We start from the raw sequence: 13,116 nt of genomic DNA, 5'->3' as shown, positions 1-13,116 counted from the left end.
AGCGTGCAATAATTCTTGTAAAGCAAAGTACATAGAGAAGCATATTTTGGCAAAACCAGCAGTCTTTTTAGACAGAGATGGCGTGATTAACATCGATCACGGCTATGTTCATGATGAGCACGATTTTGAGTTTGTTGATGGCGTATTTGAAGCGACCAAGAAACTGAAAGATATGGGCTACCAACTGGTATTGGTGACAAACCAGTCGGGGATTGCTCGTGGTAAGTTCAGTGAAGATCGCTTTCTATCTTTGACCCAATGGATGGACTGGAACTTTGTCGATAACGGCGTTGAGTTTGATGGTATTTACTACTGTCCACACCATGCTGAACACGGTCAAGGCAAATATAAGCAAGATTGTGATTGCCGTAAGCCAAAGCCTGGGATGTTTATCTCAGCGCGTGACTTCTTGAAAATTGATATGGCGAACTCTGTTATGGTGGGCGATAAAGCCGAAGACATGATGGCAGCCGAAGCAGCCGGTGTTGGCACCAAAATCCTTGTCCGTACAGGCAAACCTGTCACAGAGAAGGGCGAAGCTATCGCGTCTGTGGTACTCGACAGTATTAAAGAAGTCCCAGCGTATTTAGCAAAATAAACTGAAAAAGGCTGCCAAGGGCGGCCTTTGTTTTGTTTGGAGGGAATCATGAGATATCGGTTGTTAATTGCACTCGCAGTAGGGCTGAGCGTGTCAGCGTGCTCTTTTACTTCGATGGAACGTGAAAACCACTATCAAGGTGATTTTCTATTCTATCAATGTAGTGGTGGCGAAACCTTCAAGTTAGCCATAATGCCCAATGATTATACGGCACTGCTAAGGTTACCTAAGAAAGACTATCGCATGATCCAGGTTCCCTCTGGCTCTGGCACTAAGTACATTCTCCACGATGGCACCGCAGAAATACAAAACCCAGTGACCCTCTATACCAAAGGCAAAGAAGCTCGCTTAGAGCTTGGCCACTTGGTGTATAAAAATTGCATTACCCAATAGATCTTTTACGATAGCGTGTCTGGAGGCGTATCGCCTCCTTGCAACGTTCAACTACTAGACCCACGATTTTATGAGAAAAAAACTAACCATTCTTGATATTGCCCGGTTATCCGGCGTAGGCAAATCGACCGTCTCTCGTGTTCTGACTAACGATCCTAAAGTTAAGCCAGAAACACGTGCTAAGGTCGAACAGGTGATTCAGGAATCTGGTTATGTTCCTTCAAAATCAGCGCAAGCGATGCGTGGAGGAAGTCAAAAAGTGGTAGGGGTCATTATCTCTCGTCTCGATTCTCCATCAGAAAACAAAGCCGTGGGCAGTATGCTTAATACCTTATATAGCGCGGGCTATGATGTTGTCATTATGGAGAGCCAGTTCGACCGAGCAAAGACTAACGACCATTTGGATGTGCTGAAAAAGCGCAATGTTGATGGCGTCATCGTGTTCGGCTTTAGTGACTTTGATATTGCTAAGCTCGCGAGCTGGCACAATCGCACTGTGGTTATCGCGATGGACACAGATAAAGTTTCGTCAATCAACTACGACAATAGACAAGTCATTGTTAAGGCGTTGCAATTCTTAGAACAAAAGAGCCTCAACAACGTCGCATTTATCGGTGTTGACCCTAGTGATAAAACCACAGGTAAGTTGCGTTTAGACGCTTACCTCGATTGGTGCCAATCTCACTCTATTTCACCGAACTATCAGACAGGGCAACTAAACCACGAGAGCGCTTATTTGCTGGTGGACGATGTCTTGAACCAAGACGTTCAAGCGATTGTTTGTGCCAGTGACACCTTAGCTTTAGGGGTCATTAAGCGTTTACAAGAGCTTAATCGTGAGGATGTGGTTGTCACTGGTGTGGGTGGAAATGAACTGCTTTCCTTCCTATTTCCCAAAGTATTTAGTATTGACCCAGGTTACTCTTTAGCCGGCGAAAGGGCTGCTAAGTTGCTGATTTCTCAAATTAATGGTGAGCTTGAGCAAGTTCATATCACTCAAGAACCTATCTCAATCTAAGCCATTATTTTCAAAGTGATTTAAAATTATACTGTGATCTCTTTCAATTAATGGGACTGTTCCCATTTTTATCTGTAAATAGATCTGACAATATAATAAGCACAATTGGGAATGTTCCCATAAGTAGAAAAACAACAAGCTTAGTCAGTTTGAATCGTCAACATTGTTGACAACAGATGAATGAGAATCCAATTAGGGTGGACATGGATATGAGTAAGATTGCGAAACAAGAAGTTGAGCGTCTGATTGAATTAGTAGGTGGTCGCGAAAACATCGCGAGTGTAAGCCACTGTCTAACTCGCCTTCGCTTTGTATTGAATGATACCGATAAGGCAGATGAGAAAGCGCTAGAGGCGTTGCCAATCGTAAAAGGTTGCTTTACCAATGCGGGTCAGTTCCAGGTAGTGATCGGTACTGAAGTTGATGAAGTGTATAAAGTGCTGATTGAGCTATCAGGTAAAAGCGAGGCGTCAAAAGATGAAGCGAAACTTGCTGCTCGCCAAAATATGAATGTATTGGAACGTGGTATTTCCCATCTTGCTGAAATTTTTGTACCGCTGCTTCCGGCAATCATCACTGGTGGTTTGATCTTAGGTTTCCGTAATGTGATTGGTGACATCAAGATGTTTGATGGCCAGTCGTTAACTGAAATTAGTCAGTTCTGGGCAACGGTTCATAGCTTCTTATGGTTAATCGGTGAAGCGATCTTCTTCTTCCTGCCTGTTGGGGTATGTTGGTCAACAGTGAAGAAGCTAGGAGGCACACCAATTTTAGGTATCACTCTAGGTGTGACTCTGGTCTCTCCACAGTTGATGAATGCCTATCTTATCGGTAAGCAAGCCCCAGAAGTGTGGGACTTTGGTCTATTCGTGATTGAAAAAGTCGGTTACCAAGCTCAGGTGATTCCTGCGATGTTAGCGGGTATGGCGCTAGCGTTTATTGAAACTAACCTTAAACGTATTGTTCCTTCTTACCTTTACTTAGTTGTCGTTCCTTTCGTTTCTATCATTGTTTCTGTGGTATTGGCGCACTCTCTAATTGGTCCATTCGGCCGTGTATTAGGCGATGGTGTGGCATTTGCAGCGAAAGCGGCGATGACCGGAGACTTTGCTGTTATAGGTTCAATGGTATTTGGTTTCCTATACGCGCCACTTGTTATCACTGGTATTCACCACACGACTAACGCCGTCGATCTGCAACTAATGCAAGACCTAGGTGGTACGCCAATTTGGCCATTGATCGCTCTATCAAACATTGCTCAAGCTTCAGCGGTTGTCGGCATTATCATCATCAGCAAAAAACATGGCGAGCGTGACATTTCAGTTCCAGCGGCGATTTCTGCTTACCTAGGAGTAACTGAGCCTGCGATGTACGGTATTAACTTGAAGTACAAGTTCCCAATGCTAAGCGCAATGATTGGTAGTGCAATTGCAGCGGCCATTTGTGGTAGTGCGGGCGTTATGGCGAACGGTATTGGTGTGGGTGGTCTACCAGGTATCTTATCTATCCAACCACAATTCTGGGGCATCTTTGCTATCGCAATGCTAGTGGCAATTGCGGTACCTGCCGCATTGACCCTGTTCTTCTACAAGCGTGCGCAAATAAAAGGCGAGTTAGAGCCAGCGAACGCGTAACCCTTCATTTTTCGGAGCGACATTTCGTCGCTCCTTTTTCAAAGTTTATTATTTTTTTGGTAAGTGAGTTTAGCAATGACAACTATCGCTAATGATGCAAATTGGTGGAAAACCGCCTCGATCTATCAGATTTACCCTAAGAGCTTTTGCGACAGTGGCAGTAAAGGAACAGGGGATATTCAAGGCATTATTTCTAAGCTTGATTACTTGAAACTATTGGGTGTTGATGCGATTTGGCTAACACCTGTTTATCAGTCACCAATGATTGACAATGGTTACGATATCTCAGACTACTACGCGATCAATCCTGATTTTGGCACCATGGATGATTTTGACCAGCTTCTTTCTGAAGCTCATCAGCGTGGTATTCGCATTATTATGGATATCGTAGTCAACCATACATCGACTGAGCATGAGTGGTTCCAGTCTGCGCTCGGTGATAAAAACAGTCCTTATCGTGATTACTACATTTGGAAAGATCCGGTTGATGGCGGAATCCCTAACAACTGGCAATCAAAATTTGGTGGCAGTGCTTGGGAGCTTGATGAAAAAACGGGTCAGTACTTTTTGCATCTCTTCGCCAAAGAGCAGGCCGACCTAAACTGGGAAAACCCGAAAGTTCGCGGCGAAGTCAAAGAAGTGATCAGCTTCTGGGCTGAAAAAGGTGTAGATGGCTTCCGTCTGGATGTAATCAACCTAATTTCTAAACAGCAGGACTTCCCCGATGATCACCTTGGCGATGGTCGACGCTTTTATACCGATGGACCTCGCGTACACGAATATCTGCAAGAGATTAGCGAGGCGGTATTCCAGAAGTACGGCAGTGTGACGGTGGGTGAAATGTCTTCGACGACCCTAGAGCATTGTCAGCAATATTCATCGCTTGATAACAAAGAGTTGTCGATGGTGTTTAATTTCCACCACTTAAAGGTCGATTATCCAAATGGTGAAAAGTGGACCAAAGCGCCGTTCGATTTCTCTCAGTTGAAGCAGATCTTTAATCATTGGCAGACAGGTTTAAATGGCAAAGGGTGGGGTGCACTATTCTGGTGTAACCATGATCAGCCACGAGTGGTAAGCCGACTGGGTGACGACAAACACTATCGTTTGGAATCGGCCAAAATGCTCGCAGCTTCTGTGCATATGATGCAAGGGACGCCATATATCTACCAAGGTGAAGAGATTGGTATGACCAATCCAGGTTACACCTCTATCGAGCAATATCGTGATGTAGAAAGCACCAATATGTATGACATCATGGTCAATGAGCAAGGCGTTGAACATCAAGAAATGATGGCGATTCTAGCACAAAAATCTCGTGATAACTCTCGTACGCCGATGCAGTGGAATGGGCAGCAGTATGCTGGCTTCTCAAAAGCGCAGCCTTGGCTTGAAGTGGCAAGTAACTATGCGGAAATTAACGCAGATAAAGCAGTAGCAGATAAAAACTCAGTATTCTACTTTTATCAGCAATTGATTCAGTTACGTAAAGAGATTGAAGTGATCACTACAGGTAGCTATGTCGATCTCTATCCTGAGCATAAGGCGGTATTCGGTTATCAGCGTCAGTCACAAAGTCAGACCCTAATTTGTTTGAATAACTATTACGCAGCCGAAACAGAATGTGTCTTACCTGAAGGGTTTGATTGCGATAAAGCACAGTACGTTTTGGGGAACTATGAGCTTTCTGGTGACAAGGTATCTCAGCATCAAGTGCTTCGCCCTTATGAAACACGCATTATTCTTTTAGAAAACTAACCCCCCTATAGTTGTTAGTTTGTTTAGCCCCGCAGGACGGGGCTTTTTTTATGCTTGCGAGAATAGAGAATAGAAGTGCGCTTAGATTTTCAATAGGTACAAAAAAACCAGCTCAATGAGCTGGTTTTCTGTGTATGGTGGAGGGGGACGGATTCGAACCATCGAAGGCAGTGCCAGCAGATTTACAGTCTGATCCCTTTGGCCACTCGGGAACCCCTCCAGGGTATTTTATACTTGGTAATGTTTTCCCAACACACTATTCAAGTGTTTCTCACAACTTATTGGATGGGTTATCCACTCAGAGTAGTCATAAGAAGAAATATGGTGGAGGGGGACGGATTCGAACCATCGAAGGCAGTGCCAGCAGATTTACAGTCTGATCCCTTTGGCCACTCGGGAACCCCTCCAGGGTATTTTATACTTGGTAGTGTTTTCCCAACACACTATTCAAGTCTTTCTCACAACATATCTAACGGTTTATTCACCGAGCAGACTATTATAAGAAAATATGGTGGAGGGGGACGGATTCGAACCATCGAAGGCAGTGCCAGCAGATTTACAGTCTGATCCCTTTGGCCACTCGGGAACCCCTCCAGGGTGTTTTATACTTGGTAATGTTTTCCCAACACATTATTCAAGTGTTTCTCACAACTTATTGAATGGGTTATCCACTCAGAGTAGTCATAAGAAGAAATATGGTGGAGGGGGACGGATTCGAACCATCGAAGGCAGTGCCAGCAGATTTACAGTCTGATCCCTTTGGCCACTCGGGAACCCCTCCAGGGTGTTTTCCTACTCTCAATCAAGGAATAGGCTTAAGTGATGTTTTCCCAACACATCTCTCAAGTGCGGAGCGCATCATAGCAAACTCGTAAAAGCTGTAAAGCGTTTTCTTATAATTTTGAATTGAATGATGCCTTTTTGGGCAAAGATGGCAGGAATTAACCATAAAGCTCAAACAATCAACGGCTTTACTTACATAATATTTCTCGCTCTTTACATTAGTTGACGTTCAGAATGCGAATTACCGGATACAATATGTCTAGTTTATCTATGCAGAATCTAACCATGAAAAATAAAATTGTTCTGAGTTTATTGTCTCTGTCTATTTTGGCTGCTGCTCCTGCATCGTATGCCAAGAGACAAGGTCCATCGAAGGTAACTGTTGTCACTGAGCAAGTACAAACCCATCAAGTATCCCAGTCTCTTGTACTCGTCGGTAAATTGGATGCAGAGCAGTCCGTTATCATTTCGCCTGAAGTGGCGGGCAAAGTTGACGTGATTGCCGTTAAAGCCAATCAAGTTGTTCGAGAAGGGCAACTGTTGATTCAACTTGACGATGACAGAGCTAAGGCTTCGGTGGCTGAAGCGAAAGCGTATCTGAAAGATGAGCAACGTAAACTTAAAGAATTTGAGCGTTTGGTTAAGCGCAATGCGATTACTCAAACAGAGATCGATGCGCAAGAGGCAAGTGTCGACATCGCCAAAGCGCGATTAGATGCCGCTAATGCTGATCTTAACGATTTATATATCAGCGCACCGTTTTCAGGAACCGTGGGCTTTATTGATTTTAGCCGCGGTAAGATGGTGAGCGCGGGCACAGAGCTATTGAGTTTAGATGATTTATCGATCATGCGCTTAGACCTGCAGGTGCCAGAGCGTTATTTGTCGCAACTTTCTAATGGTATGAAAGTCACCGCAACGACGGCAGCGTGGCAAGGTCAATCCTTCAGTGGTGAAGTGGTCGGTATAGACTCTCGCATTAACCAAGAAACCTTGAACTTGCGGGTTCGCATTCACTTCTCTAATCCAGAGCAGCAGTTAAAGCCGGGTATGCTAGTTTCGGCTGCAATGGACTTTCCTGCCATTGAAGCACCTATCATTCCGGTTCAAGCTCTCGAATATTCGGGAACCAAGCGTTTCGTCTATGTCGTAAATGAAGAGGGGACGGCGACACGTACTGAAGTTATTTTGGGTGCGCGCGTCGATAACCAAGTGGTGATTGAAGAAGGGCTTTCTATCGGCGATAAGATCGTTGTGCAAGGTATCGTCAATATGCGCGATGGTGTCGCTGTTTCTGAGTTAGGTAGCGATGGCCGTCCTAAAAACGCGCAAAAGAGCCAAGAAGGGTCTGACTAATGCTGTTATCTGATGTTTCAGTAAAGAGACCTGTTGCTGCGGTTGTACTCAGCCTTCTACTGTGTGTGTTTGGTATCGTCTCATTTAGCAAGCTTGCGGTGCGTGAGATGCCAGATATCGAGAGCCCTGTGGTCTCGATCAACACACGTTACGATGGAGCTTCGGCAACCATCATTGAAAGCCAAATAACGTCGGTACTTGAAGATCAGCTTTCGGGCATCAGTGGTATCGATGAAATTTCTTCGACAACACGTAATAGTAGTTCGAGAATCACTATTACGTTTGAGCTTGGCTACGATCTGAATACGGGCGTCAGCGACGTTCGAGATGCGGTAGCAAGGGCTCAGCGAGCGTTGCCTGATGAAGCCGATGACCCGGTTGTTTTTAAGAACAATGGATCAGGTGAAGCCTCTCTTTATATCAACCTAAGTTCATCCGAGATGGATCGGACTCAGCTAACCGATTACGTTGACCGAGTGCTACTTGACCGTTTTAGCCTTATTTCTGGGGTGAGCTCGGTTGATGTTTCCGGTGGCTTGTACAAGGTGATGTACGTCAAGCTTAAACCAGATAAAATGGCAGGGCGTGGCGTGACGGCATCCGATATTACAACCGCCTTACGCAGTGAAAACGTTGAAAATCCGGGTGGTGAAGTGCGTAACGATCAAATCGTTATGTCTGTACGTACTGCTCGCAGCTATAACCAAGCTGAAGACTTTGAGTATCTGGTCGTCAAGCGTGCTTCAGATAACTCGCCAATCTATCTGAAAGACGTAGCGGATGTTTTCATTGGCGCAGAGAACGAAAACTCGACCTTTAAAAGTGATGGTGTCGTTAACGTAAGTATGGGTATCGTACCCCAATCGGATGCTAACCCGCTTGAAGTTGCGACAAGAGTGCACAAAGAGGTCGAGAATATTCAACAGTTCTTACCTGAAGGAACGCGCTTAGCCATTGATTATGATTCAACTGTGTTTATCGAGCGTTCAATTGCGGAAGTTTACAGTACGTTGTTTATTACCGGTGGTCTCGTTATCTTGGTGCTGTACATCTTTATCGGCCAAGCAAGAGCGACGTTAATCCCAGCGGTAACCGTTCCTGTTTCTTTGATCTCATCATTTATCGCCGCTTACTATTTTGGTTTTTCAATCAACCTGATCACTTTAATGGCCTTGATCCTATCGATTGGTCTGGTTGTTGATGATGCGATTGTGGTCGTGGAGAACATCTTCCACCATATTGAGCGTGGCGAGAAACCCCTGTTAGCTGCTTATAAAGGCACACGTGAAGTGGGTTTCGCAGTTGTAGCGACAACCTTGGTCCTAGTCATGGTCTTCCTACCAATTTCCTTTATGGATGGCATGGTCGGCTTACTGTTTACGGAGTTCTCGGTACTGTTGGCGATGTCGGTTATCTTCTCTTCGTTGATCGCATTAACCTTGACGCCAGTCTTAGGCAGCAAGCTGCTAAAAGCCAATGTTAAGCCAAACCGCTTTAATCTGTTTATCGATAATATGTTTAGCCACCTTGAATCAGGCTATCGTAAGGTTCTGAAAGGGGCTTTAAGTTGGAAATGGGCGGCGCCACTTGTCATCATGGCGTGTGTTGGCGGTAGTTGGGGACTCATGCAGCAGGTTCCTGCTCAATTAGCGCCTTCAGAGGACCGCGGTGTTATCTTTGCTTTTGCTCGCGGTGCAGATGCAACCAGTTATAACCGTATGGCGGCGAACATGGATATCATTGAGGAACGCTTGATGCCTCTGCTTGGACAAGGTTTCCTCAAATCCTTTAGCATTCAATCGCCAGCTTTTGGGGGTAATGCGGGCGACCAAACAGGCTTTGTTATCATGATCCTTGAAGATTGGAATGATCGTGATGTCACCGCACAGCAAGCTCTGGGCGAAGTTCGCAAAGCGCTAGCGGGTATCGCTGATGTTAGAGTATTCCCATTTATGCCAGGTTTCCGTGGTGGCTCTAGCGAACCTGTTCAGTTTGTTCTTGGTGGCTCTGATTATGCTGAACTTAAAACGTGGGCAGAAAAACTAGAGCAACTTGCTGAAGATTCGCCGTTTATGGAAGGGGCAGACATCAACTACTCGGAAAGAACACCAGAGCTGGTTGTGTCAGTAGATAAACAGCGCGCAGCCGAGCTTGGGATCAGCGTGGAAGCGATCTCTGAAACACTTGAGATTATGTTGGGTGGTAAGAGTGAGACGACCTTTGTTGAGCGCGGTGAAGAGTATGATGTTTATTTGCGTGGTGATGAGAACAGCTTTAACAATGCCGCGGATCTGAGCCAAATTTATATGCGTACGGCTTCTGGTGAATTGGTCACTCTTGATGCGGTCACTAAGATTGAAGAGGTTGCCTCATCGATTCGTCTATCGCACTACAACAAGCAGAAGGCAGTGACGATTACTGCCAACCTTTCTGACGGTTATACCTTAGGGGATGCGCTCGATTTCTTAGACCAACAAGCGATAGAGCTATTACCGGGTGACATTTCGGTGAGCTACTCTGGTGAGTCAAAAGACTATAAAGAGAACCAGTCGAGTATCTTAGTTGTGTTTGGTTTAGCGCTGCTGGTGGCTTATCTCGTTCTTGCTGCGCAGTTTGAAAGCTTTATCAACCCGTTAGTTGTTATGTTTACCGTCCCTATGGGAGTGTTTGGTGGCTTCCTTGGGCTGTTTGTGATGGGACAAGGCCTCAACATCTATAGCCAGATTGGTATGATCATGCTGATCGGTATGGTAACTAAGAACGGTATCTTGATTGTTGAGTTTGCTAACCAACTTCGCGATCGCGGCATTGAGTTTGAGAAGGCTATTGTTGATGCGTCTGCGCGCCGCCTGCGCCCTATTATGATGACAGCATTCACGACTCTTGCTGGTGCTATACCGCTGATTATGTCGACGGGGGCGGGCTATGAAAGCCGTGTGGCTGTAGGTACGGTGATCTTCTTTGGTATGGGTTTTGCGACTTTAGTAACCTTGTTCGTTATCCCTGCAATGTACCGCTTGATTTCAGCAACGACTCAGTCGCCGGGTCATGTGGAAGCTGAGCTAAACAAAGAACTAAGCCACGATGTGAAAGCACGTGTCTCGCATGGGGAGTTGGAGTAAAGGGCCCGGAACGGGCGATGCCCTATGGAACACTTCGTTTCGGGAAAACGGGATCGGGCTTCGCCCTGCGAGAGTTTTTCGTTCCCGCATCCCGAATCCATAGCGAAGCGTTCCTAAATAAAAAGGGTTGATACCATGTATCAACCCTCAAAAACTTTCCAGTTATCCAGTTATCCAGTTATCCAGTTATCCAGTTATCCAGTTATCCAGTTTCTAACCGTAATTCACACTATAACGGGTTGGCTTGTGGTTCATTGCCAACACTAGGTTTAACGCGATAGCACCAATGATAGAAAGTACGATAACTTGCGGTGACACAAAGAAAAACGATGCGACTAAAATAGTAAAATCGATAGCTAGCTGAGATTTTCCAACCGAAATGCCGAATTTATCTTGGATAAACAGACATAGAACATTGAAACCGCCCAAACTAGAGCGATGGCGGAAGAGTATCAACATCCCCAATCCCATTAATAAACCACCTGCGACTGCACAGTAGACTTCGTTAATGGTATCTAAGCTAATCACTAAATAGAGGTGATCGGCAAATACAGAGACCAAGGCGCCAGAAATCGCACTATTAAAAGCAAAACGCGAACCGAATCGTTTCCATGCCAAAAGGTAAAAAGGACAATTGGCAATAAAGTAGAGAGTACCAAAAGAGAACGAAACAAACTGGCTAGCTAACAGTGCCAGTCCGGTTGTGCCGCCAGTGAGCAATGACGCTGATTGTAAAAAGAAAACCCCTTGGGCAACCAGAAAAGTCCCGGTCAGAATTGCGATCCAGTCTTCTCTTCTTGAGTGTTTTTCCATCAATTTTAAATTTAACTGCTGAATATTGGCGTGCATACTATTTAAAAATTGAGGATTTCGGTAGCTTGAGAGGGAAAATTAAGGTAAACCTATGTAATTATCGTTTTACGGAGTGTAAAGGATAAAATTGACACTTTTCTAAGTCATCATTTGGAGAAATGTTCAATATGACATTCCTTGTAAAGCATTATGAAAAAACTGCATGAGAAAAATTTCAATTTTCTCTTTATGACCTAGATCAAATTATGTAGAATGCGCGTCATTAGCTTAATGCAAACGTTTGCGTCAGGTAAAAACGTCGGTATTGAGGTCATAAATCAGTTTTTTTAAACTTTAAGTCTTAATCTGAGTCAGGAGATACAGATGCTAAAGCGTGATATGAACATCGCAGATTACGATGCGGAACTGTTCGCAGCAATCCAAGAAGAAACTCTTCGCCAGGAAGAACACATTGAACTAATCGCTTCTGAAAACTACACAAGCCCACGTGTAATGGAAGCTCAAGGTTCTCAGCTAACTAACAAATACGCTGAAGGTTACCCAGGCAAGCGTTACTACGGTGGTTGTGAGTACGTAGATAAAGCAGAAGCTCTTGCTATCGACCGTGCATGTGAGCTTTTCGGTTGTGAGTATGCAAACGTACAGCCACACTCTGGTTCTCAAGCAAACAGTGCTGTTTACATGGCACTTTTAAACCCAGGCGATACTGTTCTAGGTATGAGCCTAGCGCACGGTGGTCACCTGACTCACGGTTCACCAGTAAACTTCTCTGGTAAGCACTACAACGTTATTCCTTACGGTATCGACGAAGCGGGTCAAATCAACTACGACGAAATGGAGCAACTGGCTCTTGAGCACAAGCCTAAGATGATTATCGGTGGTTTCTCAGCTTACTCTCAAATCGTAGATTGGGCTCGCATGCGTGAAATCGCAGACAAAGCCGGTGCTTGGTTGTTTGTTGATATGGCTCACGTAGCAGGTCTAATTGCTGCAGGTGTATACCCAACGCCAGTGCCACACGCTCACGTTGTGACAACAACGACACACAAAACGCTAGCAGGTCCACGTGGTGGTCTAATCCTGTCTAATGTTGGCGAAGAGATGTACAAGAAACTGAACTCTGCTGTATTCCCTGGTGGTCAGGGTGGCCCTCTAATGCACGTTATCGCGGGTAAAGCGGTTGCATTTAAAGAAGCAATGGAGCCAGAGTTTAAAGAGTACCAAGCGCGCGTTGTTAAGAATGCAAAAGCTATGGTTGCTCAGTTCCAAGAGCGCGGTTACAAAATCGTTTCTAACGGTACAGAGAACCACCTGTTCCTAGTTGATCTGATCGACAAAGACATCACAGGTAAAGATGCAGATGCAGCACTAGGTGCAGCCAACATCACAGTAAACAAAAACTCAGTACCAAACGACCCACGTAGCCCATTCGTTACTTCTGGTATCCGTGTAGGTTCTCCAGCAATCACTCGCCGTGGTTTCACTGAAGACGATGCAAAAGATCTAGCGAACTGGATGTGTGACGTTCTAGATAACATCGGCAACGAAGAAGTTATCGAAGCGACTAAAGCTAAGGTTCTTGAAATTTGTAAGCGTCTACCAGTTTACGCTTAATCAGGTTTCTGCTTAATCGAAAACACC

The 13,116-nt window shown here is 45.0% G+C and carries 9 protein-coding genes and 4 tRNA genes; 8 read left to right on the top strand and 5 right to left on the bottom strand.

What is annotated here, in order from left to right:
• Positions 1–46: 46 nt before the first annotated feature.
• The 5 genes from gmhB (at position 47) to treC (ending at position 5,401) form a co-directional block, all read left to right on the top strand.
• Positions 47–598 (top strand): D-glycero-beta-D-manno-heptose 1,7-bisphosphate 7-phosphatase, encoded by a 552-nt coding sequence (gene gmhB, locus LYZ37_RS11340; protein WP_004744827.1) that lies wholly within the window; start codon positions 47–49, stop codon positions 596–598.
• A 48-nt stretch (positions 599–646) separates the two neighbouring features.
• On the top strand, positions 647–991 hold the full coding sequence (locus tag LYZ37_RS11335) for an MliC family protein (protein ID WP_171381776.1): 345 nt from the start codon (positions 647–649) through the stop codon (positions 989–991).
• 70 nt (positions 992–1,061) lie between these two features.
• Entirely contained in the window at positions 1,062–2,009 is a 948-nt protein-coding gene (gene treR, locus LYZ37_RS11330; RefSeq protein ID WP_272785548.1) for a trehalose operon repressor TreR, read from the top strand.
• A gap of 209 nt (positions 2,010–2,218) precedes the next feature.
• Entirely contained in the window at positions 2,219–3,643 is a 1,425-nt protein-coding gene (treB, locus tag LYZ37_RS11325) for a PTS trehalose transporter subunit IIBC (protein WP_272785547.1), read from the top strand.
• Between the two features lie 75 nt (positions 3,644–3,718).
• Positions 3,719–5,401 carry an alpha,alpha-phosphotrehalase gene (treC, locus tag LYZ37_RS11320; protein ID WP_272785546.1) on the top strand — a complete coding sequence of 561 codons (1,683 nt, stop codon included), beginning with the start codon at positions 3,719–3,721 and terminating at the stop codon, positions 5,399–5,401.
• A 135-nt stretch (positions 5,402–5,536) separates the two neighbouring features.
• On the opposite strand, the gene LYZ37_RS11315 is transcribed toward treC, so the two are convergent.
• The 4 genes from LYZ37_RS11315 to LYZ37_RS11300 form a co-directional block, all read right to left on the bottom strand.
• A tRNA-Tyr gene (locus LYZ37_RS11315) sits at positions 5,537–5,621 on the bottom strand.
• Positions 5,622–5,723: 102 nt separating this feature from the next.
• Positions 5,724–5,808 (bottom strand) — tRNA-Tyr (locus LYZ37_RS11310).
• A 102-nt stretch (positions 5,809–5,910) separates the two neighbouring features.
• Positions 5,911–5,995, bottom strand: a tRNA-Tyr gene (locus tag LYZ37_RS11305).
• A 102-nt stretch (positions 5,996–6,097) separates the two neighbouring features.
• Positions 6,098–6,182, bottom strand: a tRNA-Tyr gene (locus LYZ37_RS11300).
• Between the two features lie 287 nt (positions 6,183–6,469).
• Here LYZ37_RS11300 and LYZ37_RS11295 point away from each other — a divergent pair.
• Positions 6,470–7,540, top strand: coding sequence for an efflux RND transporter periplasmic adaptor subunit (locus tag LYZ37_RS11295; protein ID WP_272785545.1), 1,071 nt, complete (start codon positions 6,470–6,472; stop codon positions 7,538–7,540).
• Complete coding sequence (vexH, locus tag LYZ37_RS11290) at positions 7,540–10,662, top strand: vibriobactin export RND transporter permease subunit VexH (protein ID WP_272785544.1); 3,123 nt, start codon at positions 7,540–7,542, stop codon at positions 10,660–10,662. Before LYZ37_RS11295 ends, vexH begins: the two co-directional genes overlap by 1 nt.
• A 213-nt stretch (positions 10,663–10,875) precedes the next feature.
• Here the strand turns inward: vexH and LYZ37_RS11285 are convergent, their stop codons facing one another.
• Complete coding sequence (locus LYZ37_RS11285) at positions 10,876–11,475, bottom strand: YitT family protein (RefSeq protein WP_171383593.1); 600 nt, start codon at positions 11,473–11,475, stop codon at positions 10,876–10,878.
• Between the two features lie 363 nt (positions 11,476–11,838).
• Between LYZ37_RS11285 and glyA the strand changes: the two genes are divergently transcribed.
• Positions 11,839–13,089, top strand: coding sequence for a serine hydroxymethyltransferase (gene glyA, locus LYZ37_RS11280; protein ID WP_272785543.1), 1,251 nt, complete (start codon positions 11,839–11,841; stop codon positions 13,087–13,089).
• Positions 13,090–13,116 lie beyond the last annotated feature (27 nt).

It is taken from the genome of Vibrio tubiashii, assembly GCF_028551255.1.
Lineage (GTDB): Bacteria > Pseudomonadota > Gammaproteobacteria > Enterobacterales > Vibrionaceae > Vibrio > Vibrio tubiashii_B.
This window is presented reverse-complemented; position numbering and strand designations above follow the sequence as displayed.